This window comes from Thermodesulfovibrio sp. Kuro-1 (genome assembly GCF_006538445.1).
Lineage (GTDB): Bacteria > Nitrospirota > Thermodesulfovibrionia > Thermodesulfovibrionales > Thermodesulfovibrionaceae > Thermodesulfovibrio > Thermodesulfovibrio yellowstonii.
Genome location: NZ_BJKS01000006.1, coordinates 1 through 25,714 on the forward strand (window position 1 = coordinate 1; position 25,714 = coordinate 25,714).

24 protein-coding genes and 1 CRISPR repeat array are annotated in these 25,714 nt (G+C 34.2%); of the genes, 16 read left to right on the top strand and 8 right to left on the bottom strand.

The annotated features are described in order from the left end of the window. Positions 1–90: 90 nt before the first annotated feature. Positions 91–1,478: direct repeats of the CRISPR family, unit length 37 nt; unit sequence GTTGGAAAACAAGACCTCATTTAAAAGGGATTGCGAC. 184 nt (positions 1,479–1,662) lie between these two features. Beyond that, positions 1,663–2,733, top strand: a complete 1,071-nt coding sequence (gene csm6, locus FLY87_RS08460) for a CRISPR-associated ring nuclease Csm6 (RefSeq protein WP_141266930.1) — start codon at positions 1,663–1,665, stop codon at positions 2,731–2,733. 35 nt (positions 2,734–2,768) lie between these two features. On the opposite strand, the gene FLY87_RS08465 is transcribed toward csm6, so the two are convergent. The 4 genes from FLY87_RS08465 to FLY87_RS08485 all read right to left on the bottom strand — a co-directional run bounded on the left by FLY87_RS08465 (position 2,769) and on the right by FLY87_RS08485 (position 6,247). After that, positions 2,769–3,599, bottom strand: a complete 831-nt coding sequence (locus FLY87_RS08465; RefSeq protein ID WP_028842127.1) for a hypothetical protein — start codon at positions 3,597–3,599, stop codon at positions 2,769–2,771. Positions 3,600–3,616: 17 nt separating this feature from the next. Then, complete coding sequence (locus FLY87_RS08470; protein WP_012546045.1) at positions 3,617–4,375, bottom strand: complement resistance protein TraT; 759 nt, start codon at positions 4,373–4,375, stop codon at positions 3,617–3,619. A 215-nt stretch (positions 4,376–4,590) separates the two neighbouring features. Then, positions 4,591–5,475: a site-specific tyrosine recombinase XerD gene (xerD, locus tag FLY87_RS08480; protein WP_141266932.1), complete on the bottom strand. Its 885-nt coding sequence runs from the start codon at positions 5,473–5,475 to the stop codon at positions 4,591–4,593. After that, a complete protein-coding gene (locus FLY87_RS08485; protein ID WP_012545335.1) occupies positions 5,441–6,247 on the bottom strand; it encodes a ribonuclease H-like domain-containing protein in 807 nt (268 codons plus the stop codon). Before FLY87_RS08485 ends, xerD begins: the two co-directional genes overlap by 35 nt. Before the next feature lie 119 nt (positions 6,248–6,366). Here FLY87_RS08485 and FLY87_RS08490 point away from each other — a divergent pair, with 119 nt between their 5' ends. The 6 genes from FLY87_RS08490 (at position 6,367) to FLY87_RS08515 (ending at position 10,550) form a co-directional block, all read left to right on the top strand. Beyond that, positions 6,367–7,203, top strand: a complete 837-nt coding sequence (locus tag FLY87_RS08490; RefSeq protein ID WP_012545938.1) for a M23 family metallopeptidase — start codon at positions 6,367–6,369, stop codon at positions 7,201–7,203. Then, entirely contained in the window at positions 7,203–7,559 is a 357-nt protein-coding gene (locus FLY87_RS08495; protein WP_012544962.1) for a polymer-forming cytoskeletal protein, read from the top strand. The genes FLY87_RS08490 and FLY87_RS08495 overlap by 1 nt, the downstream gene beginning before the upstream one ends. Positions 7,560–7,664: 105 nt before the next feature. Continuing rightward, positions 7,665–8,069 (top strand): winged helix-turn-helix domain-containing protein, encoded by a 405-nt coding sequence (locus FLY87_RS08500; protein WP_141266934.1) that lies wholly within the window; start codon positions 7,665–7,667, stop codon positions 8,067–8,069. A 289-nt stretch (positions 8,070–8,358) separates the two neighbouring features. Continuing rightward, positions 8,359–9,168 (top strand): substrate-binding domain-containing protein, encoded by an 810-nt coding sequence (locus tag FLY87_RS08505; protein WP_141266936.1) that lies wholly within the window; start codon positions 8,359–8,361, stop codon positions 9,166–9,168. 3 nt (positions 9,169–9,171) lie between these two features. Continuing rightward, a complete protein-coding gene (locus FLY87_RS08510) occupies positions 9,172–9,885 on the top strand; it encodes an ABC transporter permease (RefSeq protein WP_028842118.1) in 714 nt (237 codons plus the stop codon). Further along, on the top strand, positions 9,876–10,550 hold the full coding sequence (locus FLY87_RS08515; RefSeq protein WP_141266938.1) for an energy-coupling factor ABC transporter ATP-binding protein: 675 nt from the start codon (positions 9,876–9,878) through the stop codon (positions 10,548–10,550). The genes FLY87_RS08510 and FLY87_RS08515 overlap by 10 nt, the downstream gene beginning before the upstream one ends. Positions 10,551–10,754: 204 nt before the next feature. On the opposite strand, the gene glmM is transcribed toward FLY87_RS08515, so the two are convergent. The 4 genes from glmM to FLY87_RS08535 are packed head-to-tail and all read right to left on the bottom strand — an operon-like array spanning position 10,755 to position 14,134. Further along, a complete protein-coding gene (glmM, locus tag FLY87_RS08520) occupies positions 10,755–12,125 on the bottom strand; it encodes a phosphoglucosamine mutase (RefSeq protein ID WP_141266940.1) in 1,371 nt (456 codons plus the stop codon). Then, on the bottom strand, positions 12,125–12,778 hold the full coding sequence (locus FLY87_RS08525) for a YbbR-like domain-containing protein (protein WP_012545937.1): 654 nt from the start codon (positions 12,776–12,778) through the stop codon (positions 12,125–12,127). Before FLY87_RS08525 ends, glmM begins: the two co-directional genes overlap by 1 nt. Further along, positions 12,775–13,542: a diadenylate cyclase CdaA gene (gene cdaA, locus FLY87_RS08530; protein WP_012545037.1), complete on the bottom strand. Its 768-nt coding sequence runs from the start codon at positions 13,540–13,542 to the stop codon at positions 12,775–12,777. The genes FLY87_RS08525 and cdaA overlap by 4 nt, the downstream gene beginning before the upstream one ends. Position 13,543: 1 nt before the next feature. After that, the gene (locus FLY87_RS08535; RefSeq protein WP_012546615.1) at positions 13,544–14,134 is read right to left on the bottom strand and encodes a SurA N-terminal domain-containing protein; all 591 of its coding nucleotides are present in this window, start codon (positions 14,132–14,134) and stop codon (positions 13,544–13,546) included. A 112-nt stretch (positions 14,135–14,246) separates the two neighbouring features. Here FLY87_RS08535 and FLY87_RS10445 point away from each other — a divergent pair, with 112 nt between their 5' ends. The 9 genes from FLY87_RS10445 to FLY87_RS10450 all read left to right on the top strand — a co-directional run bounded on the left by FLY87_RS10445 (position 14,247) and on the right by FLY87_RS10450 (position 25,713). Further along, positions 14,247–14,447, top strand: a complete 201-nt coding sequence (locus tag FLY87_RS10445; RefSeq protein WP_012545791.1) for a zinc ribbon domain-containing protein — start codon at positions 14,247–14,249, stop codon at positions 14,445–14,447. Between the two features lie 66 nt (positions 14,448–14,513). After that, entirely contained in the window at positions 14,514–16,994 is a 2,481-nt protein-coding gene (gene gyrA / locus FLY87_RS08545) for a DNA gyrase subunit A (protein WP_012545423.1), read from the top strand. Continuing rightward, positions 16,981–19,677 (top strand): bifunctional acetate--CoA ligase family protein/GNAT family N-acetyltransferase, encoded by a 2,697-nt coding sequence (locus tag FLY87_RS08550; protein WP_012546831.1) that lies wholly within the window; start codon positions 16,981–16,983, stop codon positions 19,675–19,677. Before gyrA ends, FLY87_RS08550 begins: the two co-directional genes overlap by 14 nt. Beyond that, positions 19,674–21,023: a sigma-54 dependent transcriptional regulator gene (locus tag FLY87_RS08555; protein ID WP_012545848.1), complete on the top strand. Its 1,350-nt coding sequence runs from the start codon at positions 19,674–19,676 to the stop codon at positions 21,021–21,023. The genes FLY87_RS08550 and FLY87_RS08555 overlap by 4 nt, the downstream gene beginning before the upstream one ends. 113 nt (positions 21,024–21,136) lie before the next feature. Beyond that, positions 21,137–22,372: an OFA family MFS transporter gene (locus FLY87_RS08560; protein ID WP_012544926.1), complete on the top strand. Its 1,236-nt coding sequence runs from the start codon at positions 21,137–21,139 to the stop codon at positions 22,370–22,372. A 152-nt stretch (positions 22,373–22,524) separates the two neighbouring features. Then, positions 22,525–23,202, top strand: coding sequence for a 3'-5' exonuclease (locus FLY87_RS08565; protein WP_012544928.1), 678 nt, complete (start codon positions 22,525–22,527; stop codon positions 23,200–23,202). A gap of 11 nt (positions 23,203–23,213) precedes the next feature. Beyond that, positions 23,214–23,471 (top strand): DUF4212 domain-containing protein, encoded by a 258-nt coding sequence (locus FLY87_RS08570; RefSeq protein ID WP_012546253.1) that lies wholly within the window; start codon positions 23,214–23,216, stop codon positions 23,469–23,471. A gap of 2 nt (positions 23,472–23,473) precedes the next feature. After that, a complete protein-coding gene (locus tag FLY87_RS08575) occupies positions 23,474–25,483 on the top strand; it encodes a sodium:solute symporter family protein (protein WP_141266942.1) in 2,010 nt (669 codons plus the stop codon). Beyond that, complete coding sequence (locus FLY87_RS10450) at positions 25,480–25,713, top strand: YggT family protein (RefSeq protein ID WP_038058694.1); 234 nt, start codon at positions 25,480–25,482, stop codon at positions 25,711–25,713. Before FLY87_RS08575 ends, FLY87_RS10450 begins: the two co-directional genes overlap by 4 nt. The last annotated feature ends 1 nt before the right edge of the window (position 25,714 follow it).

Consider the following 25,714-nt stretch of genomic DNA (forward strand, 5'->3'; position numbering starts at 1 on the left):
AGTATTCACTTACATTTTAGCCCTCTCTGAGAGAGGTTACGGAAAAAGGCACTAAAAAGCCATAAAAATCAGTAAGTTACAAAGGCTACCGTTGGAAAACAAGACCTCATTTAAAAGGGATTGCGACATTTTATCTTTTTTAATTTTTGTTACCATTTTCCCTCGTTGGAAAACAAGACCTCATTTAAAAGGGATTGCGACTTATTCTTCTTCTGAAAAAGAAAAAGGTAAGAGAGACTTAGTTGGAAAACAAGACCTCATTTAAAAGGGATTGCGACGATTTTTTTTCTGAATTTCCTCGTATTCGCCCCAAAGTGTTGGAAAACAAGACCTCATTTAAAAGGGATTGCGACCAATTCATTTTCTGCTCCATAACCGCTTACATAAAATTGTTGGAAAACAAGACCTCATTTAAAAGGGATTGCGACTCTAAGCACACTTTCTCTTACTTCTAAAGTTTTTTTTGGTTGGAAAACAAGACCTCATTTAAAAGGGATTGCGACTTTTTCAAACATCTGATAGCTTTTAATCATTTTCTCCGTTGGAAAACAAGACCTCATTTAAAAGGGATTGCGACATATTACTATTGCTAACATAAAACGCATACCTTTTCTATGTTGGAAAACAAGACCTCATTTAAAAGGGATTGCGACTTATCTTTATCTTTATCAAACCATCCATTTTTACATATGTTGGAAAACAAGACCTCATTTAAAAGGGATTGCGACACATCAATTTTATTTGGAATCAGATCTATTGCTTTTTGTTGGAAAACAAGACCTCATTTAAAAGGGATTGCGACAAACTTCAACTATAATGACATAGAAAGATTTCCATGTGTTGGAAAACAAGACCTCATTTAAAAGGGATTGCGACTGATTAAAAATAGGGCTATCAAACATCCCTTCTCTGCTAAAGTTGGAAAACAAGACCTCATTTAAAAGGGATTGCGACTTTGATCAAGCAACTCTTTTACTTTGTTGACTTCTACGTTGGAAAACAAGACCTCATTTAAAAGGGATTGCGACTTTTCAAATACTTGAAAATTTTGGTAATCATTTTCCCCGTTGGAAAACAAGACCTCATTTAAAAGGGATTGCGACTCTAAACCTCCTTAATTTTTGATTTTCTTAAATCCGTGTTGGAAAACAAGACCTCATTTAAAAGGGATTGCGACTTGTTTTAAATGATGATGAATCTTTTGTTCTTTTTATTGTTGGAAAACAAGACCTCATTTAAAAGGGATTGCGACGGAATTACACTGTAACTGCTCCAACTCCTTAACTGTTCGTTGGAAAACAAGACCTCATTTAAAAGGGATTGCGACTCTCTCCCTGCCTTTGAGAGCCTCTTGTGGCTGTAAAGCCGTTGGAAAACAAGACCTCATTTAAAAGGGATTGCGAGAGATCTCTGAGCCATTTCGGCTCAAAGGGTTCTTTATGTTGGAAAATAGGACCTCATTTAAAAGGGACATTTATACCTTCAGAATCATGAGAAAGAGTCTCCTTCCAAGTTAAAACAAGAAATTTGAGACTTCAGGACTTAATTTTTGGAATGATATTAGGAATATTTTAATTTCTCCCTAAAAAGTGTTATATTTTTATATGTTTTTTGATGTTGAACTCCTTTTTTAAAAATACTTAGGATTATAGAAAAATCAAGATGAAAAAGCATATTCTTCTATGCGTAATTGGTATGACTCCACAGATAATAACAGAAACAATTTATGCACTTGCTAAGAAAAAAATTAATATTGAAGAACTTCATGTAATTACTACCTTAGATGGTAAAAGAAAATTAACTGAAACCCTTATCAATAAAGGCATTCTCTCACAACTTATATATGAGTATAACTTACCATCTATAGATTTTTCTGAGAAATCAATTTACTTAATTAAAAATTTTAAAAATAAGCCCCTTTCAGATATAAGGACACCCCTTGATAATGAATCCGCTGGAGAAATAATCTGCAAAGTAGTTCATAAACTAACTGCAAGAAAAAACACCATTCTTCACTGTAGCCTTGCAGGTGGTAGAAAAACAATGGGTTTTTATCTTGGAGCAGCTCTTCAGATGTACGGAAGAAAAGATGACAAACTCTATCATGTTTTGGTTAATGAAGAGTTTGAAAATCTTCCCGAATTCTTTTACCCACCTGCAAAATCAAAGGAGATTATAATAAAAACAAAAGATGGACAATTCTTGAAAAAATCTACATCTGAGGTAAAAATAGAATTAGCTGAATTGCCTTTTCTGAGGCTCAAAGAATTAATTGATTTTAGTGGGAAAACATTCAGAGAGCTAATTGATAGCACCCAGATTAAATTTGATAATTTCAAAAAAATACCTTATTTGGGTTTCATCCCCGCTGAAAATATACTAAAAATAGGCGATAGAAAGATAAAACTCAGTTACAATTTGTGGGAATTTTATACTAAATTAGCACTTCAGAAAAAAAGAGCCTGCAAACACCCTCAGAAACTTTTCTGCATGAACTGCACAGACTGTTTTCTACCAATGAAAGGCAATACATCTCTCTTAACTTTATTCAATCAAAGAGAGGAAAATATAAGAATGAAAATCTCAAAAATAAACTCTATAATAAAGAACTCTCTCATTGCCTATTATGGAAAGGACAATATAAACTTTTTCTTAATTAATTCTGTGGGTAGTCATGGCAGTAAAAAGTATGGTATTTTTCTTGATAAATTAAAGATTGTCAGGGAGGATTAGCTAAAACTGTTAATATTGGCTTCATGTTCGTTTTTCTATATTTGAATATTGTGAAATTTCATTTCTTTTCTGAGCCATTCAAAAAATTCATTTAAAAGTTGTATATCAAGTATTACATTGGTAGGTTGTATTGATGGCGTTATATTAATGTATTTATTATCATCTATTTTTGAAAGGTCTGGCTGAAAACTGTATGGCATGATAAGATATATAGTTTTTTCAAATGTTTTTTCTCTTTGAATAAAAGGACAACTTCCAATTAATTTATTACTTAGTTTTATCTGCCACCTGCCATCCTGCCTTTTGACTAAATCAGGTTTTTTTACATACAGGATAAAAGTAGCAAAAGAACAAGTGTTTTCCTTTTCTGAATTCTTTTTGAAAAACGATTTTAGTGAATCAATTCTCTTTGAATCCATATTAAATAATCCTCCACTGATTCTCTCTGAATACATGTCAACAAGCTCTACCTTTGAATCAAAAAACTTTTTTATTGCTACCGCTGTAAATGTTGCTTGTCCAACAATATTTCTAATAGGGTCAACTACAGGATTTGTAATAAGCATTAAACTATATTTACCATTCTCTGGAAAAAGAAATTTCATAAAATCTTGTTTGTCTGAATTTTCTATGGATGAAGTAATCTGATTTATTCCGATTTGCACCCATTTTTTATGAATCTCATCCAGTTCAATTTCTTGTTCGTTTTTCCAGTCTGAATATGTTTGAGTTATTTTTTGATAATAATTCCATAAATTTTCTGTTTCCAGTTCAAAAGATTTTTTATCTTCACTGGCTAAACAAAAAGAATTAGCAAACAATATTACACCCAAAAACACATAAATCAAAATAAGTAACTTTTTCATATGAATATCCTCCTTTCTTAAAACATTCCGCCAATTTGATTGGCAATTTTTTCGGCAATTGCTCTTGCTGCTTCTACTTTGTCAATGTTTGTCTGCTGAGCAGTGCAGGCAATTTTGGTTCTGTAAATCTGGTAGTTTGAGCTTATTTCCTGCTTTGTCTGTATCGTAGTTGAACTCCCTTGCTGAGCATTGGTTACAATCTGTCCTGTAACTGGTTTATCAGTTTTCTCCTGTATCTGCACATCAACAACTCCTGCATAGGTTTCAACTTTTAATGCTTTGCCAAGAATTGCTCCACCAATTCCACCAACTAAAGCTCCAATTAATCCAAGGGCTATTGAAGTATCTCTACTCTGTCCAATTAAAGCACCGCTTCCACCACCAACAAGTGCTCCTTCCAGAGCCCCCTCTTTTGTTCCTGTCTGGCGATAATAATCCATATACAAAATATTAGTTTGAATAATGTAGCCAGCCTGAGTTGGGTCATTTACAACTTGATATCCCTTTGCTGCAAGTCTGCTTGTAATAAGATTCTGTAGCATCGTTGTATCTACTTCCTGCATGTCTGATGTGTTGTTTACTGCTACGTAGATTGTTCTGTTTTTGGCTTTTACTACAGGATCAAGAAATATTGTGTCTGTCATTTTAAGTTTTACTTGCATGTCACTGTGTTCAATAGCGTTAATCATCTGCCCGCAGCCTGTGGTTTGAAGAAGAAATAAAGTAAGAATGAGTAAAATAAAAACTTTCTTTTTTGGATTTGTCCATTCTCTCATAAGCAATCCTCCCTTTTAAATTATGAATTTTAAAAAACTTGCAATTCCCTGGAAATCAAGAAACTGCAAGCCTATTTAACCTGCTCAAGCAGGCAAGAAATATTCTCCAATCCCTTTATTTTTTATATTTTCTAAATTAACATTAATCTGAACATGAAAGACTATTTTGGAAACATTTTGGAAATATTGGCAAGAAAAAGTTCTACAAAGCAGGTTTATTTAGCTCTTGGATGATGTTTAATATACTCTTTACGAAGTCTATCCATTGAAACTTTTGTATATATTTGTGTTGTAGATATATCGCTGTGACCAAGCATTTTTTGCAAAGACCTCAAATCTGCTCCACCTTCAAGCAAATGAGTTGCAAAACTATGCCTTATCATGTGAGGTGTCACATTTACTCCGGCGATTCTACCAATTGCTTTTATGTTCTGCCAGAATCTTTGTCGGGTCATTGGTTGTCCACGATTGTTTAAAAAAACATACTCTGAAGCTTTTTTTTTAAGAAGGACAGGTCTTAACTTAGTTAAATAATTTTTAATTTTATCTATTGAACGCTGAGCTATCGGAACAACTCTTTCTTTGTCTCCTTTGCCTTTAACCCTTATAAATCCTGCTTCAAAATTTATATCACTTAATTTTAATTTTACAAGCTCACTAACTCTTAATCCTGAAGCATACATTAATTCAAGCATGGCAATATCTCTTAAATAATACTTATTTTCAGCCATTACTGAAAGCAGCCTTTTTACCTCATCAATCTCAAGAGCCTTTGGAAGTCTGAGCCAGAGTTTTGGTGATTTGAGCCCTTCTGTTGGGTCATGGTTTATTATGCTGTCAAAAATCATAAATCTAAAAAACTGCTTTAGAGACGAAAGAATTCTTGCAATAGATGTTGAGCTATAAGTTTTTTCTTTAAGATTTAAAAGATACTGCACAATATCATCTTTTTTACAGTTCAAAACTAAAATATTTTGTTCAGTAAGCCATTTTAAAAAATTTTTTAAGTCATTTTCATATGATTTAACTGTATTGATAGAAAGAGCTTTTTCAGTGAGAAGATAATTAAGAAACTTTTTGAGAATCTCTTTTTGTTCCATTACCTGTAAACTCTTCAATTCCTACCTGTGAACGCAACATTTCATAAAAAATCCTTCCGAGATGAAATAGATTCTCTGTATCTGCCCTGTTATAAGAAATTAAAAGTTCAAGACTGTCAGTGCTTCCGTTTAAATAAGCTTTCCATAGTTTTATGGCATCATATCCATTAAGTCCTTTAAGTTCTTCTTGCCTTTCAATTAGAAACATAGTTTCAAGTTTTTTAAGTCCTCCCTGAATTCCAAGCCGTTTTCCCGCAAAAAAAAGGTCAAAATGCGGAATATGCTCAATTTGTAAATTGGGAAACTCTTTTTTAAGAAAAGGAATATCAAAAATAGTTCCATAAAAAGTAATTAGATATTTGTATTCATTAAGGGTTCGTTGTAAATTTTCCTCTGTCAGGTTTTCTCCTCTAATTAGAGATTTATACCCTCCTATTGAATATAAACCAACAACTGTCACATATCCACCCTTTTCATGGGTCAAACCATTTGTTTCTATATCAAGACATACTGCATTATTTATAAATTCCTGAAACAGCCGCCAGTGTTCTCTTTTTTTGAGGTTTTTTGAAAAAAAACTGCAATCTTTACAAGATAAAGCTTCAAAAGCTCGGTGTAAAAAATCGTCATAAATTCGTTTTCTTTCAAAGTCTATATCTAAAACTTCTTTACAGTGAAAAAAGTCTTCCCATGTAAGAATTCCTTCTCTCCATAGTCTCTTTTCTCTTTTTTCTCCAATTCCATCAAGCAGTAAAAATGTATTTTTAATCATAGTTTTATTATATTAAGCTTTGGAAAATTTAGACAAGCATTAAAAAAATTTAACACTTGAATATTGATTTAAAATTTGAAATAATAGTTTATCCAAGATTGAAAAAAGGGGGTGATTTTGTGTATAAACTCAAGAAACTGATATTAAAAATTTTTTCTCCTATAACAATCATGCTTATTCCGCACGGAAGAACAAAAGTTTATGGAGTAAAAATTCCTTTTTTATTAATATTTTTATTTATCTGCTGCTGGCTTGCTTTTAATATTTACGTTTTTTCTATAGCTGTCAATACAATTGAGTATTATCAGATGAAACAAAATCTTTCATCTATAATGAATAAGTTTAATGAACTTAAGTCTACAATTATCGCTCTAAAACATGCTGAAGCAGAATTTAATAAAATCTTCTCATTGAGGTCAAAAAAGGAAATCCTTGAATCAATAAATTTTCATCCCTCTGGTGATATTGATATAGAAGAATTAAAAAAACATGCTGAAAAGGCTATAAACACAGTCAGCGAGATAAAAAATTTCTTATCAGAGCAACAGGACATATACAAATCAACTCCTCTTGGATGGCCCGTAAAAGGGGAAATTACCTCGCCTTTTGGTAAAAGAGAGCATCCAAAATACGGCTATGAAGAATTTCATACTGGTATTGATGTCTCTGTGCCCCCAGGTACAGAGATTAAAGCAACAGCAGATGGCATCGTTGTTTTTTCAGGATATCAGGGTCGTAACGGAAATGTAGTAATGATTAAACATGGTTATGGATTCACCACAGTTTATGCTCACAACAAACAAAACCTTGTAAATGTAGGACAAAAAGTAAAACGAGGAGATATTATTGCCATTTCAGGAAACACGGGCTCTACAACAGGACCACATCTTCACTATGAAGTATGGAAAAATAATTCTCCTGTTAGTCCTTTGTCCTATCTAAAGGAGGATTTCTAATGTTTATAAAAAAACAACAAAAAATGGAAACAGTAATAGGCGCTGAGACTTTTATTAAGGGAGAGATTACTTCAAATAGCAGTATAAAGATTGACGGAACAGTTGAAGGAATAATAAAAGCTGATTGGATTTCAGTGGGAGATTCAGGAAAAATTACAGGAAACATTACATGTAGGGGTATTGTAGTTGGCGGAAATGTTAACGGAACTATAAATGCTTCCGAAATTATCACAATTACTCATAAAGGAAGTGTAACAGGAGAAATATTCACCGTAAAAATTTCCATTGAAGAAGGGGGAAAATTTGAAGGAAAATCCTGCATCCAGCTTTCTTCTCTTTTCCCTGATGAAAAATAGAACACTTTTTTAGGCTCAAAAAATCATCTTGCTTACTATATAAAAATTTCTTTCGGCTAAGAATTTCTTGACATTTCGTTATGTCTTATTATATATTTCCATACTATGAAAAAAAGAGGCAGAAAAGCTCTTAAAGATCCGCATCATTTCTGTGTAACTGGAGGAGGAAAACACGAAGGGTATGAACTTAAAGGAAAAATCTGGATTGATGGAAATGAAGGAACTTTTCTTGGTTATGGAAGAATTGCTTTGCTTGAAAAAATTAAGCAGTATGGCTCAATTTCAAAGGCTGCTAAATCAATAAATATGTCTTATAGGCAAGCGTGGAGACTTATCAGTTCAATGAACAGGCAAGCTGGAAAGTCTTTTGTTGAAACACAGATAGGAGGTAAAAATGGTGGAGGCACAAAACTTACAGAAGCGGGAGAAAAAGCAATAGAACAGTTCTGGAGGATTCATAAAAAATTTAAAAAATTTCTTTCAAAGGAGATTAAAAATTTTGAAATTTAGCTTTTTTTATGTTCCATCGTTATGTTTTATTGAATATAAAGAGGCACTAAATAAAATGTCTGTTAAAAGAAGAGGCTGTTCAATTATTAAGGGTTATCCTGAAGGCTTTGCCTGAGGAATCTTCTTCTCTGTCATTCCGAACGCCCTCAATGGGTGCGAGGAATCTCTACCTTTTTGTCACCCTGAGGTGAAGCCGAAGGGTCTCCTTTGAATGTTAAGAGATTCCTCAGCTGCTTACGCAGCCTCGGATTGACAGAAAAGAGGCTTAAAATGACAGTTGGAGGGTAAGATGAAACGATTTTTAATCACTATTTTGTTCTTACTAATTTTTGTCGGGCGTGCTTTTGCTGAACAGAATGTAATATTACTTGCTACCACCACGTCTGTTGAAAACTCAGGGCTATTAAGTTATATTCTTCCTACTTTTGAGAAAAAAACAGGTATAAAGGTAAAAGTTATTGCAAGAGGAACAGGTGCAGCCATTGAGATGGGTAAAAGAGGAGATGCTGATTTAGTTTTTGTTCATGCAAAGGAGCTTGAGCTTGAAGCTGTAAAACAAGGGTTTTTTATAAATCGTCATGATGTTTGCTACAATGATTTTATTATTGTAGGACCCAAAAATGACCCAGCAGAGATAAAGGGATTTAAAAAAGCTTCAGAAGCATTTAAAAAGATAGCAATTACACACAGTTTTTTTGTTTCAAGGGCTGATAAATCAGGAACATATATGAAGGAGTTGAAGCTCTGGGAGCTTGCAGGCATTAATCCAAAAGGGCAGAAATGGTATTTAGAGGCTGGACAGGGAATGGAAAAAACACTTAGAATCGCAAATGAAAAGCGCGCCTATACACTTACAGACAGAGGAACATGGCTTGCTGTGAAAGACAGGCTTGAGGAGCTTTCTTTGCTTTTTGAAGGTGACCCTGTTCTTTTCAACCAGTATGGTGTTATGGCAGTTAATCCTCAGAGGCATAAACATGTAAAATATAAAGAAGCCATGCAATTTATAAACTGGCTTATATCAAAGGAGGGACAGAGTTTGATAGGTTCTTTTAAAGACAAAAATGGTAATCAACTTTTTGTCCCCAATGCAAAATAAAAGGTGAATTTTCTTTTAGAATCATTTAAAGAGGCTATTAATTTAATTTTAAATTTAGATATAGAGCTGCTCCAGATAATTCTATTATCCTTGGAAGTATCTGGAACAGCTCTTATTATTGCAATAATGACAGGTCTGCCTGTTGGAGCTATTATTGGATTAAAAAAATTTTTTGGCAGACAGTTAATAATAACAATACTTAATACCTTTATGGGACTCCCACCTGTTGTAGTAGGACTTTTTCTTTATCTTTTACTGTCTCGTAGCGGACCTTTTGGATTTTTAAGTCTTCTTTATTCTCCTACAGCCATGATTATAGCTCAAGCAATACTTGCTTTTCCTATTGTTGCAGCTCTTACTCATTCAGCCATCATAAAGGTGGATCCTGTGATAAGACTTGCTGCTAAGACACTTGGTGCTACCCCCCTTCAGATAAGTCTTACTGTAATAAAAGAAGCAAGATATGGGATAATGGCAGGAATTATAGCAGCCCTTGGAAGAGTGATGGCAGAGGTTGGAGCAATTCTAATTGTTGGAGGAAACATAGCAGGATATACCCGTGTTATGACAACAACAATAGCTATGGAGACAGACAAAGGTAATTTTGAACTTGCCATGGCACTGGGCATAGTTCTTTTATTGATTTCCTTGATTATAAACTTTTTCATGTTTTTAATTCAGAAAAAAGGAGTAAAAGAAACCTCTCAATGGAGTTAAAACTGATTGTTAAAAACCTCTATAAATATTATAACGAAAAGCCTCTATTTGAGAATTGCTCATACACCTTTGACCGTAGCGGAGTATATGTTTTAATGGGACCAAATGGCTCTGGTAAGTCAACTTTTTTAAGAATGTGTGCCTTTTTAGAGAATCCTGACAGAGGAGAGATAAACTACTTTGAGGGCAACAAAGTTTTACCCAAGGATATAAATCTTATGAGAAGAATAACGCTTCTTCTTCCAGAGGTGGGGGTTTTTAATACCACAGTTTTTAAAAATGTTGCCTATGGGCTAAAGATAAGAGGTTTTAAGAATAACAAAATAAAAGAAAAGGTTGAAGAAGCCCTTCAGTTTGTAGGACTTAGTCATAAGAAAGAGCAGAATGCTTTAACGCTTTCTACTGGTGAGACAAAAAGAATGGGAATTGCCCGTGCTTTAGTTTTAGAACCAGAGGTCTTATTTCTTGATGAACCAACTGCTTCTGTGGATTGGAAAAATACAGAAATAATAGAAAACATAATTATTCAACTTAAAAAAAGGCTAAATTCAATAATAGTTATAGCAACTCACGATAAAGAATCCGCTAGGAGAGCAGGAGATTTCCTGCTTTACATAAAAGACGGTAGAATAGATACAAAACATCCTGAGAAACAAATCTTATAATTTTCTAAATTCAAGTTTGTTCAAAAACTTATAGTTTACTGAAAATCAATAAACTACAAGTTCTTTTATTTTTCAATTACCTCCAATCTGTCATTCCCAAGCGAAGCGGAATGAGGAATCTCCTCCTTTTTTTTAAAATAAAGAGAAGCTCCCTCGGGCAAAGCCCTCAGGATAACCCTTAATTAAGGGGCAGATTCCACCGAATCATTGAGACTCAGTAGAATGCCAGATGATATTTGTTACTGCTTCAAGTTCAGCCAGAACTTGTTTTAATCTCTCCGGGTTTTCATCTTCTACCATTATTCTTATTTTCGGCTCTGTTCCTGAAAGCCTGATAATTATCCTGCCGTTTATTTCTTTTTCAAGTGTTGAGGCTTTTTGGGATAATTTTTTTATTACATTTTTGACTTCATCTTTTGATAATGTTTCAGGAATTTTAATACTTTTTATCTCCTGTGGATATCTTGGAATATCTTTTATTAACTCACTGAGATAGAGTTGATTTTTTTTGATTATATATGCAATCTGTACAGCCGTAATTGGACCATCTCCTGTATTTGTATAATCCATACATATTATATGTCCTGATTGCTCTCCTCCAAGATTATAGCTTCCTTTAAGCATCTCCTCTACTACATACTTATCTCCTACTTTAGTTCTGATCAGCTTAATACCGGCATTTTTCAGGTAATTTTCTACTCCCATATTAGTCATTATTGTCGCAACAACTGTATTTTTCTTCAACTTTCTCTCTTTTTTAAACTCCTCTGCCAAAATTGTTAGAATAAAATCACCATCTATAATATTTCCTTTTTCGTCTACGAGAATTGTTCTGTCTGCATCTCCATCATGAGCCACTCCAAAATGTGCCTGTGTCTCTCTTACTATTTTTATAAGAGATTCAGGATATAATGCTCCACATTCTTTATTAATGTTCACTCCATCAGGTTTATCATTGATGGTTATAACTTCAGCTCCCAGTTCATGAAATAATGTTGGTGTTATCTTGTAAGCAGCCCCATTTGCTGGGTCAATAGCTACTTTTAAACCTTCCAGATTTGAATCCTTTGGCAGTGTTGACTTTATGAATTCTATATACCTTCCCTGAGCATCTTCAATTCTGTATGCTTTCCCCAATTCTCTTGCAGAAGGTCTTATAGCAGGAAAATCCTTATCATTTATTAATTTTTCAATGTCATTCTCAAGCTCTTCTGTTAACTTGAAACCATTATTAGAAAATATCTTTATTCCGTTATCACTAAAAGGATTATGGGAGGCTGATATTACAATGCCTGCATCAACTCTCATACTTTTAACTAAAAAAGCAACAGCAGGTGTGGGGATTGGACCAACAAGATAGACATCTCCTCCCATTGAGGTTATTCCTGATGTTAAAGCAGACTCTATGACATATCCTGAAATTCTTGTATCCTTACCGATTAAAATTTTAGGCTTATGGGGAAGTCTTTTCTTAAGTAGAAAGCATAAAGCCATACCTGCTCTTAAACAAACTTCAGGTGTCATAGGATAATTGTTTATTGTGCCTCTTATGCCATCAGTACCGAAAATTCTCATTAGTGCCTCCTTAATTTGACAGTCACGTATACAGTATCTTTATCAGTTCTGAAAATTTTGCCTTCAGGATCTATTTTTGCCTGGATAGTAAGATTGTCTTTTATTCCCTCTATGTCAATAGGTTCTGTTTTAATTAAGCGAATCCTGTCAAGTTCTCTCTTTGCTCCTTCAATATTAATAGATGAAGGATTAATTTCTACAGAGCTTACAACAAATCCCTTTTGAGGTTTACCTGTAATAACAGCTTTAACTGGTACAGCTTTTTGTTCTTTCTTATCTAAATATAACTTCACAGTAGAAGGGTCTATTCTCAGTATTTCAACGCCCCGTGGGAGTTTTACAGAGGATTTTGTTAGAGGAATTGAGTTTTCTCCGAGCTTGACATTTGAAAGATCAACTATAACTCTAATATCATTTTGCGCTATTTCTCTCAGAATTCTTTCTCTTGCAGAGATAGAAACTGTTATCTTTTTTGCACTTTGTTTTAAAACTTCCATTTCAGAAGGAGTATTTTTAAATTCTAAAGGAACATCCAAAGATGTTTCTGTCTGTCCTTTAAAAGTAACAAAAAACCACAAAAAAACCGCTAACGCAATAGAAATAATTTTGATTGTAAGATTTTCTGTAAGAATATTTTTAAAAATTCTGTTCATTTTCTATCTCTTTCTGTTGTAAATAAATTTGTGAGCCTTTGTCTCAGTTTTTCCATATCAAGATTACTTTCAAGCTGTCCATGAACAGCAAGAGAAATAGCTCCTGTTTCTTCTGAAATTATCACTGCGACTGCATCTGTTTCTTCTGTTATTCCAAGTGCTGCTCTGTGTCTTGTTCCATATGTTTTACTTAAGTCTGCTCCTAATTTTATTGGCAAGAAACATCCTGCTGCAAGGACTTTATTCCCCTTGATTATCACTGCTCCATCATGAATAGGGCTTGTAGGATGAAAAATGCTCATTAAAAGCTCTTTTGTAACTTTTGCATCAAGAGGGACTCCAATTTCAATGTATTCCGCAAGGCTTACATCTCTCTCAAATACTATGAGAGCCCCAATCTTTTTATTCGCAAGTGATTGAGAGGCTTTCACTATCTCCTCTATGGTTTTCATCTCCTCTGCAGAACTAAATCTATGGAAAAGTGGAGTCTCTCCCATCTGAGCAAGAGCTTTTCTTATCTCGGGTTGAAAAAGAATTATGAGGACAATAACAATCTGTGTCCAAAAACTCTGAATAAGCCAGTCAAGAGTATATAACTCAAGAAATCTTGAAAGAAGAGAAAGAGCAAGTAAAACACCAACTCCGATGAGCATTCTTGCAGCACGTGTGCCCTTTACAAGGATGAAAATCTTGTATATGATGTAAGAAACTATAATAATGTCAATTAGATCTTGCCATCTAAGTTGACTTAAAAATCTCTCCATTCTACGATAAAGCCTCTTTGTTTATTTTAATCTTAATCTGGCTTCTGATAGAGTTTAAAAAGGCTTTTATATAAACACTATCAGAGATTTCACTTGCTCCTTTAGAAAAAGCTATAACCTGAATGGTTTTGCCTATTGTAATTTCTCTTTTTAAAGAAGCTTCATATTGAGCAGGATTTAATCTGTTCAGCTTTAAAATCTGAAAATATATATCCCTTTGAAAGATGCCATTTCGCATAAATCTTGGGTCATTAACAATAGCGTCCTGAACTTCTTTGTCTGTTGCTTCAATTTCATACTTCTTTGCAAGCCAGAGCAAAATTTCTTCATTAATTAAGTCTTCAAGCACCTTTTCTTTTAGTCCCTGTTCCATTTCTGCTGCTTTATCTTTAAATACTTCTCTGTAAAATCTTCTAATTTCCTCATAATTTCTCCAAAATCTTTCAGCAGAAATTTTCTGCCCATCAACATCAGCCACATATTCAACCTTTGGCTTATCTACTGTGCCTACACCCCAAAACACAAAGGTTATAATGACAAGAAAAAACAAAAAATAGAAATATTTTGCATTTTTTCTTAAAGTTTTTATCACAGATGCCTCCTAAGATTTTTTGTTGACACTATTTACTTTAAAAGAATTTTTAGCCATAAGGCAAGCTATGATATAATAAAAATGCTAAAACTTTATTATTAGAGGTGGTAATATGCCTATATATGAATATCTGTGTAAAAGTTGTGGAGAAAATTTTGAGGTTCTTGTATTTGGAGAAAAAAAGGTGGTATGCCCTAAATGCAATTCAGAACAAATAACAAAAAAACTTTCCTCCTTTTCAATGAAAGGAGTTCAAAAAGGTAATTCTATGTGTTCTTCCTGCAAGTCTTCTTCCTGTAGCACCTGCAAGTAATTTATGAAAAAATTATATATTTCTAAATCATGTTATAAATTCCATAAAAAATCAAAGAGGTAGCCTATGCCAAATGTTTTAAAAGTAAATATTGAAGAGGAGATGAAAACAAGCTACCTTGATTATGCAATGAGCGTAATCATAGGTAGAGCTCTTCCTGATGTTAGAGACGGACTGAAACCTGTTCAAAGAAGAATCCTCTATGCCATGTTTCGTGAAGGACTTCTTGCAGGGAAGAAATATTCAAAATGCGCTGGAGTAGTTGGTGAGGTATTAAAGAAATATCATCCACATGGAGACCAGGCAGTATACGATGCATTGGTAAGACTTGCTCAAGATTTCAATATGCGTTATCCTCTCATAGACGGACAAGGTAATTTTGGTTCTATTGATGGTGATCCACCTGCTGCATATCGTTATACTGAAGCAAGACTTACAAAAATTGCTGAAGAATTACTACAGGATATAGATAAAGAAACAGTTCCCTTTGCCCCTAACTTTGATGCTACAACACAAGAACCTCTTGTGCTTCCTGCTCGGATTCCAAATCTTCTTATCAATGGCTCTTCAGGAATTGCAGTAGGAATGGCAACAAATATACCACCACACAATCTTAACGAAATTGTGGATGCATTAATTAAACTTCTTGAAAACCCTCAGATTTCAATGGAGGAACTATTAGAATTTGTAAAAGGACCAGATTTCCCAACGGGTGGCACAATTTATGGCATAGAGGGAATCAGAGATCTTTATTTAACAGGCAGAGGACTTATAAGAATAAGAGCAAAAGTTAAAATTGAAAGAGAAACAAAAGGTAAAAAGAGCAAGGAAGTTCCACTATTTGAAATAGAGCCTGAAGGCAAAGCATTTAAAGAAAAAATTATAATCACAGAAATTCCATATCAAGTTAATAAAGCTAAACTTATTGAAAAGATTGCAGAGCTTGTAAGAGAAAAGAAAATTGAAGGAATAACAGAAATAAGAGATGAATCAAACAGAGAAGGAATAAGAGTTGTTCTTGAACTTAAAAAAGGAGAGATGCCAGAGGTAGTCCTCAATAATTTATATAAGCATACTCAAATGGAAACTACGTTTGGAGGAATACTGCTTGCAATTGTTGATGGTCAGCCAAGAATACTGAATCTAAAAGAAGCCTTATGGGAATTTCTCAAACATAGAAAAGATGTTGTAATAAAAAGAACAGCTTTTGATTTAAAAAAAGCAGAACATCAAGCACATATATTGCTTGGATTAAAAATAGCTGTTGAAAATCTTGATGAAGTAATCTCCATTATTAGAAAATCTCAAAATCCTGAAGAAGCTAAAATGAAACTCATGAACAGATTTCCTTTAACAGAAATCCAGGCACAGGCAATACTTGATATGAGACTCCAAAGACTTACAGGATTGGAAAGAGAAAAAATTATCCAAGACTATGAGACAATACTTAAAGAGATTGAACGACTAAAAGCAATCCTTGAGAGTGAAGAACTGGTAAGAAATATTATTAAAGATGAGCTTATTGAAATAAAACAAAAGTATGGAGATGAAAGAAAAACTGAAATAGTAACTGAAACAAAAGAGATAAACATTGAAGACCTTATTACACAGGAAGATATGGTCATAACTCTTACACATCTTGGCTACATAAAAAGGACTTCTCTTTCTGATTACAGAAGTCAAAAAAGGGGAGGAAAAGGATTAACTCCTATGGAAACTGTTACAGATGACTATCTTGAATCAGTTTTGATAGGCTCAACTCATGATCACATAATGTTTTTCAGCAACTTTGGAAGGGTGTATTGTCTTAAAGTTTATCAAATTCCTGAAGCTGGCAGAGTTTCTAAGGGTAAAGCTATTGTAAATCTTCTACCTCTTCAGGAAGGAGAAAAAATAACCACTGCATTAGTTTGCAAGGACATAGAAGAAGGCTATCTTATGATGTTCACAAAAAAAGGATTTGTCAAAAAAACATCTCTTGAAGAATTCAAAAATATCAGACAAAAAGGCGTAATTGCTATAGACCTTGAGGAAGGTGATGAACTGATATCAGTAAGAAAAACAACGGGCAACAACCAGTTAATAATTGCCACAAAAATGGGTATGGCAGTAAGATTCAGTGAAATAGATGTAAGACCAATGGGTAGAACAGCTCGGGGCGTAATCGGAATCAGATTTTCAGAACCTGAGGATGAAGTAGTATCTGCAGATGTGGTCTCTGAAGGCTCCTTTGTTCTTACAATCACTGAAAAAGGAATTGGTAAAAAAACACCAATTGAAGAATATCGTTTACAACATAGGGGAGGCACAGGTGTAAAAAACATTAAGCTTTCTCTAAAAACAGGCAATGTAGTGTCATCCCTTCAGGTTAAAGAAGATGATGAAATTATAATCTGTAGTAGCAGTAAAATGATAAGGCTTAAGGTTTCTCAAATCCGTCCACAGGGAAGAGCTACAACAGGTGTTAGATTAATAGACCTTTCTGCTGATGATACTGTTGTAAGTATGGGCAGAATATTAGAAGGAGAAGACGATGTCAATCTATAATCTTGAATATTTCTTTAATCCAAGAAGAATTGCTGTAATCGGTGCTGATAATACCCCTGGAACAATCGGATATACTGTTTTCAGAAATCTTATTGGTGAGGAATATAAAGGAATTGTTTATCCTGTAAATCCAAAATCCGACTCTGTTCAGGGAGTTGAAGCATATAAAAGACTAAACGATATTTCAAAAGAAATAGACCTCGTTGTCTTAGCAGAAGAATGTGGAGGAAATGTTCTGGATATTCTTGAAGAATGCGGGCAAAAAGGTGCTAAAGGAGTTATTCTGCTCTGCCCTGACTTCAGAACAAAAGTTAAAGAAGCAATGCATCTTGAAGAAAAAATAGAGGAAATTCATAGAAAATATGGCTTCAGACTTTTAGGTCCTAACAGTCTTGGCTTTATAAGACCAGGAATAAATCTGAATGTAAGTCTTTTCAGAAGAAAACTTAATAAAGGAAATATTGCTTTAATAGCACAAAGTGCGACTCTTTCAGTTGCTCTTTTAGACAGAGCAGCTGATAAAAACATTGGTTTCAGCTATTTTGTTTCTCTCGGTTCTGACATAGATATAGACTTTGCTGACCTTATAGATTTTTTTGGCGTTGACCCTTCCACAAGAGCAATAGTCATATATATGCAATCTATAAAAAATGGCAGAAAATTTATGACTTCTGCACGTTCTTTTGCTTTTTCAAAACCCATTGTCATAGTAAAATCCGGTAAATTTGTTGAGTCTCTGGAAGTTGCTTTAACACATTCAGGGCTTCTTGCCGGAGAAGACAAAGTTTATGATACCGCTTTTAAAAGAGCAGGCGCTGTAAGGGTAGATGAAACTCTTGATATGTTTTATATAACTGAAACTCTTTCAAAACAGAGGAGACCAAGAGGAAAAAGACTTGCAATCATTACAAATGCGGGCGCTCCAGCTGTTAGTGCGGTAGATAGCCTGATTAAACTTGAAGGAGAGCTTGCTGAATTTTCACAGGAAACAGTAAAAGAACTTGAAGGAATTGTTCCTGCTCGTATAATTAGAAATCCTCTTGACTTAGTCTCAGATGCAAAGCCTGAGGATTATGAAAATGCTTTAAAAATAATCATTAAAGATAAAAATGTAGATGGAGCTCTGATAATGTTTACTCCTTCATTGGGAACGCAGCCTGTAGAAACAGCTCAAAGAGTTATAAAAATAGTAAAAGAAAATCCTTATAAACCTGTGCTTACTAACTGGATGGGAGCTGCGCTGGTTAACGAAGCAAGGGAATTACTTAATTCACATGGAATTCCTACATTTGTAACACCTGAACAGGCAGTAAGAACATTCATGTATATGTATCGTTATGATTTCAACCTTAAACTTCTTCTTGAAACACCTCAAACCATTCTTAAAGATGTAACTTTTAATGCAGAAAGAGCAGCAGAAATTATTGAAAGAGCAATTTCTGAAGGTAGGTCCATTCCTACATTCTTTGAAGCTTCAGAAATTCTTTCTGCATACGGAATTCCTGTAATTCTTACAAAAAGAGCAAATACCTTAGAAGAACTTAAAAGTGCAATTACTGAAATAGGCTATCCAATTGTTTTAAAGATAGACACACCAAAAATAATACATAAATTTAAAAAAGGTGGTGTGATTCTTGACATAAGAGATGAATTAGAAGCTATTGAAGGATTTAAATGGCTTAAAAAACTTGCTAATGAACACGGGGATGCTGAGGCTTCAGTTATTGTTCAGCCAATGGTTATAACATATGGATATGAGATTGCTCTTGGAGCAAAGAAAGATCCTACTTTTGGAGCAGTTATTCTTTTTGGCACAGGAGGTAATCTTCTTGAAGCACTGGAAGACTATTCAGTTGGACTTCCTCCTTTAAATCAGACACTCGCAAAAAGACTGATGGAAGAAACAAAAATTTATAGATATCTTAAAAAATACCCCTACTATGAAGATGTCCTGCTTAAGCTTGAAGAAACTGTTGTAAAATTTTCTTATCTCATATCTGATTTCCCACAAATTAAAGAATTTGATATTAATCCTATATTTATCACAGACTCTGAGATATTTGCTCTTGACTGTAGTATAATTTTAGACAAAACCGCACCAAAGAAAAAAACAGTGGTGAAAGGAGAGTTTTGTCCACCTCATTTGAGCATATGTCCTTATCCTGTTCATCTTTATAAAGAGGTTGAACTGAAAGATGGCTTAAAAGCAATCGTAAGGCCCATAAAAGCTGAAGATGAAACTTTGATTGCAAATCTTCTTGGAAGATGTTCTGAAAGAACCATAAGCTTGAGATTTTTCCAGAGAGCAATTGACCTAAGACATGAAAATCTTGTTAAATTCTGCCAGGTTGACTATGATAGAAACTTAGCCTTTGTTTGTGTTGTAAAAGATATTGATGGAGAAAAAATAATTGGGGACGTTAGACTCTCTCGTGACCCTGATGGAATAGATGCAGATATGGCTATACTTGTTGAAGATGAGTGGCAGGGAAAAGGCGTTGGAAAGGCATTATGCACTTATGCTATTGAAGTAGCAAAAGATTTAGGAGTAAAAAGAATCTGGATGGATATATTAAGAATTAATACTTATATGTTAGGACTCGCTGAACGATTGGGATTTGTAAGACATCATGTGGAGGATGATAGTGTTAAGGTCTTGCTAAATCTTGAAAACAATTCATGAGTGAAAGACTGCTAATAGCAGATGGTAACAGCACTCTAAGAGAAAGTCTGAGTAATTATCTACAAAAAGAGGGTTTTATTGTTGATTGTGCATCAAATTTTCAGCAGGCATTAAATATTTATGCATCCTATATTCATGATCTTGCAATTATTGAAATAGAACTACCAGATGGTGACGGTATAGAGTTAGCAAGCAAAATTAAGATTTTAAATCCCAATGCAAAAATTATTCTTACCACATCCTATCCATCAATAAGCACTGCTCTTAAAGCAATTAAAATAAAAGTAGAAGATTATCTTATAAAACCTTTTGTTTATGATGAAATAAAACTCTCTCTTAAAAAACTCATTAAACCATCAATAGTTGAAGAGCCAAAGGAGAAAATACCAACCTTTAAAGAAAAAGAAGAACTCTGTGCAATAATAGGTGAATCAGTAGAGATTAAACTTCTTTTTGAAAAAATCAGAAAAATTGCTAATACTCCAACAAATGTTCTGCTTCTTGGTGAGACAGGCACTGGTAAAGAACTTTTTGCACGAGCAATACATGAGGCAAGTTATAGAAGAAAAAAACCTTTTGTGGCAATCAATTGCGCAAGTCTTCCTGAAAATCTTCTTGAAAGTGAACTTTTTGGTTTTATAAAAGGAGCTTTTACAGGAGCTGCTTCTGACAAAAAGGGGCTTCTGGAGATAGCTGATGGAGGTACGGTTTTCCTTGACGAAATTGGAGATCTACCATTAAGTCTTCAGGCAAAACTTCTCAGAGTTTTAGAGGATAGAGAAATTCGTCCACTTGGTAGCGTCATAAGTAAAAAAGTTGATCTCCGATTTATCTCTGCAACTAATAAAGATTTAATTGAAGAGGTAAAAGAAGGAAAATTCAGAGAAGACCTCTTTTTTAGATTGAATGTTATTACTTTAAGCATTCCTCCTCTAAGAGAAAGAGGTAGAGATATTGAGATTCTTGCTCATCATTTTATGCGGAAATTTGCAATAAAAATGGGCAAAAATTTGAAAAAAATAGACTCTCAGGCTCTGAAACTTCTTTACAAACATCCATGGCCAGGGAACATAAGAGAGTTACAAAATGTTATTGAACAGGCGGTTGTTTTCTGCGAAACAGATACAATAATGCCAGAGGACCTTCCAGAATATATACAGCATCCTGAAAAATTTTTTGATAGAGCAAAGGAAATCCCCGTGCTTTCTATTGAAGAATACACCAAGGAATTTATTCTTAAATATCAATCTATTTATACAGAGCAAGAACTTGCTGATATGCTTGGTATTACAAGAAAGGCTTTATGGGAAAAGAGAAAAAAGTGGGGAATTCCAAGGTCTGCTTAATTCTATTATAAGAATTTTTTATATTTAGTTCAGTTTATTTTATTTTAATTTCCATCCAAATTTATTTTAAAATTTCCTTCATTTTTTTACATATCTATTTACGGAGACAGATTATGCAAGATATAAGAATTTTAGGAATAAAAGCAGAAAGTGGTAGATGGTTCTATGTAATTTTTGGACTTATAATAAATATTTGTCTTGGTGCTATTTATGCATTCAGTATTTTCAGACCTCCTCTTGAAAAACTCTGGGATATAACTGCAACAGAGAGCGGATTACCATTTATGATATTTTTAGCCATGTTCGCTTTTGCTATGCCTTTTGCAGGAAATTTAATGCAAAAATGGGGACCTAAAACTACAATGTTTTTAGGTGGTATTCTGGTTGGAATAGGATGGATTGCTGCTTCTTTTTCAACAAATATCAATAGCCTAACTTTACTCTATGGAGTAATAGGTGGCACTGGAGTTGGTATTATGTATGGCGCCCCTATTGCAACTTCTGCAAAATGGTTTCCAGACAAGGCTGGTTTGGCAATTGGATTAACAGTTGGTGGATTTGGACTTTCAGCATTAATAACAGCTCCGATAATCAAGCAACTAATTGGTTCAGTCGGACCATTAAGTACTTTCTTATATTTAGGAATAGCTTTCTTAATAATACTCATAATTCTCTCTATACCCTACAAATTCCCTCCTGAGGGATGGAAGCCTGCGGGTTTTATTGCAAAGACTTCTTCTAATCCTACTTCAAATAATATAGAACTTGACAGAGAGGAAATGATAAAAACTAACTCATTCTGGGCATTATGGCTAACCTATACTATAGGTTGTTTTGCTGGATTAATGGCTATTGGAATATCCGCTCCTGCGGGGAAAGAAGTAGGTTTAACACACGAAATGGCTGCGCTTGCGGTTTCTCTATATGCAATTTTTAATTTTTTAGGTAGGCCCTTTTTTGGATGGCTAACTGACAAAATAAAACCAAAAGCTGCTGCAATTTTGTCATTTTTGATAATCGGAGGAGCTTCTTTATTAATATATGGAGTTCGTGAAAAAATCATATTTATTATTGGATTCTGTTTACTATGGTTAAATCTTGGTGGATGGCTTGCAATCGCTCCTACAGCAACAAAAATTTTTTATGGAACTAAATTTTATGGAAAAAACTATGGACTGGTATTCACAGCATACGGAACTGGAGCAATCACTGGAGTTTTAATTTCAGGACAGATTAAAGATTTACAAGGTTCTTATTTTTCGGTTTTTCCTTTTGTGGCTGTATGTAGTCTCATCGGTATTATTGTTGCACTTTTTTTCTTAAACAATAAAAAGCTAAATTCAAACTAAATAGACATATTTTAAAATCCCTCTATTTATTTCTGTTACTTTTTTTCTTGTTGTTTTACTTTATGTAACAGCTTGATTTTCTCATAATGATTGGGGAAAACCTTATTTTACTTAATTTGTCTTCTGGCATGTTATTTGAGTAATCTTTTTTCATGTTTAAATTTTTTAGAAAAAACAGGATAGAATCAGAAATTTTCCGTAATAAAGAATTTGTTGTTATTGATACCGAACTCACAGGATTAGATGAAAAAAATGACAGTATTATATCCATCGGCGCAATCACAATGAGGGAAAGAAGCATTTTAATTGGGGATATTTTCTATAGAATTTTAAATCCTCAGTGTAAGCCAAAAGACAAAGCTGTATTAATACATAAATTGACATCAACGGAGTTGGAACAATGTCCTGATATAAAACTTATTCTTAAAGAATTTATTGACTTTATCAAAAATAGACCAATTGTAGGACATTTTATTGAGATTGATATTAAGTTTCTGAGAAAGGAGACTTCAAAATGGCTAAATACAGGCTTCACTCCTGAAGCAATTGATACATACATAATATTTAACTGGTTAATAGAAAGAGAAATTATATCTAAAAAATTCAAAGGAGCAAAATCATTGCCTGAAATAGCGGAAGCCTTTGATATAAAAGTAGACATGCTTCATGATGCTCTCTATGATGCCTTTATAACAGCACAAATTTTTCAAAGAGAGATTATCATGGTTCAAAAAATCAATGCTTCCTGGTTTGATTTACTGAAAAAAATAGGGAAACCAACTGTATCCGGATACATGTTTGGGAAATATGAAAAAAACTATCAATTTTAAAGGAGGTATTTATGGTAACGAAGGAAACGCTTGATGCTTACTGGCGAGATAACAGAATTCTAATGTATGTTATCTTGCTAATCTGGTTTGCTGTCTCCTATTTGGCAGCAATTTTTGCTTCTTCTCTTAATAGCATTACAATTTTAGGCTTTCCATTTGGCTACTACATGGGTTCACAGGGTTCTCTTATAGTATTTGTTCTTCTTAATTATTTTTACTCCATGAAGATGAATGAACTTGATAAAAAATATGGATTAGAGGAGGAATAACCATGGCAAATGATGCAATGCAAGCATGGAAGAAAAAATTAAGGCAGATTTATGGAGTATACACTGGTATATTTCTAATTTTTGTTATAGCCCTTTGGATTGGAGAAAATATGGGGCTTCAACAGAAGTATATAGGTTATGCCTTTCTATTTGGAACAATTGGAGTTTATGCTGCGATAGGCATCCTGTCAAGAACTTCAGTTGTTGCTGAATATTATGTTGCGGGTAGGAAAGTTCCTGCAATATTTAATGGTATGGCTACAGCTTCAGACTGGATGAGTGCAGCTTCTTTTATTGGAATGGCAGGTGCTCTCTATTTGCAGGGCTATGACGGTTTAGCCTTTATTATGGGATGGACAGGTGGATATGTTCTTTTAGCAGTTATGGTTGCACCTTACATAAGAAAATTTGGTCAGTTTACTATTCCAGATTTTCTGGAAGCCAGATATGGTGGTAAACTTCCAAGAATGATAGGAATTGTATCTGCCATAATAGTCTCTTTTGCCTATCTTGTGGCACAAATTGTAGGTGTTGGAATTATTACAAGCAGATTTGTGGGAATTCCCTTTGAAGCAGGTGTATTTCTTGGCTTATCAGGCATATTAGTCTGTTCGTTTCTGGGTGGCATGAGAGCAGTAACATGGACACAGGTTGCTCAGTATATAATATTGATAACTGCCTATATGATCCCTGTTGTTGCCATTTCTTATAAACATACAGGAATCCCAATTCCGCAGGTTATGTATGGACAAGCTTTACAGGTGATTGAGTCAAAACAAAAAGCTCTTGTAAATGACGTTAAAGAAATAGAGGTTAGACAGGAATGGAAAAAGAAGGCTGAGGAATTAAATGCAAAAATTAAAGAATTACCAGAAAGTTGGCAAAAAGGAAAGACCGAGCTTGAAGAAAAGCTCAAAAACTTACCTACAGAAAACCCTGAAAGAACAAAGGCTGAAAAAGCTCTGAAAGACTATCCTAAGACACCGGAAGAAGCAAAAGAAAAATGGACTGCTACGATGAAAGAAGCGCAGGTAATGTCTAAGCCACCTAAGTCCTATGTATCTCCACCTTCGGATACAAAAGGAATAATTAACTTTCTTGCACTTACTTTTTGTCTGATGGTTGGAACAGCAGGGTTACCTCATGTTCTTATGAGATTTTATACTACACCTACAGTTCGTGAAGCAAGAAGTTCTGCTGCCTGGGCTTTATTTTTCATATTCTTGCTTTACTTTACTGCACCAGCTTACGCAGCTTTTGCAAGAAGTGAGATTCTTACAAACATAGTTGGGCAGGCTTTTACCTCTCTTCCTGGATGGGTTGCCAAATGGGCTTCAGTAGGATTAATCTCTATAAAAGACATGAACGGAGACGGAATTATTCAGTTTTCTGAAATTATAATAAGGGCTGATGCAGTAGTGCTTGCAACTCCAGAAATTGCAGGACTACCCTATGTAGTTGCTGGATTAATCGCTGCAGGAGGGCTTGCCGCGGCGCTTTCCACTGCTGATGGACTTCTAATCACCATTTCAAATGCCATATCCCATGACCTTTATTACAAAATCATTAATCCAAATATATCACCGTCCACAAGAGTGAAAATTGGAAAAGCTCTCTTAATCGTTGTTGCTGCAATTGGTGCCTATGTGGCAAGTTTTAAACTGGCAATAATTGTTGAACTTGTTGCCTGGGCATTTTCCCTTGCTGCTGCTACATTCTTTCCAGCTGTTGTACTTGGAATATGGGACAAAAGAATGAACAAAACTGGAGCAGTAACAGGAATGATCGTTGGGCTACTAATTACTACATATTATATAATTGGAAGCAGATTTTATGGAATAGACTGGTTTGGGATAAAAACAATTGCAGCAGGCATATTTGGACTTCCTGCAAATATTATTGTGGCTCTGGTCGTATCAAGAATTACAGCTGCACCCTCTCAAGAACTCCAGGAATTTGTTGACAGTATAAGATATCCCAAAGGTGCAGTAAAAGGTGGAGTTGAGGAATGACATTAAAGCTTTTTCTCAATTATACCCTTTCCTTTATAATGTGGCTCGTCATAGGACGAGCCATTTTATCTTTTTTTACAAAAGATCCTAAAAACCCCATCTATGGACTTTTTATGAGAACAACCGAACCCTTATATACATTAGCAAGAAGGATATTCCCTAAAGGAACAACAATTTTTATAATAATCTTTATAGTTATTCTTCGCCTTTTAGTTGTAAAATATTTTTGAT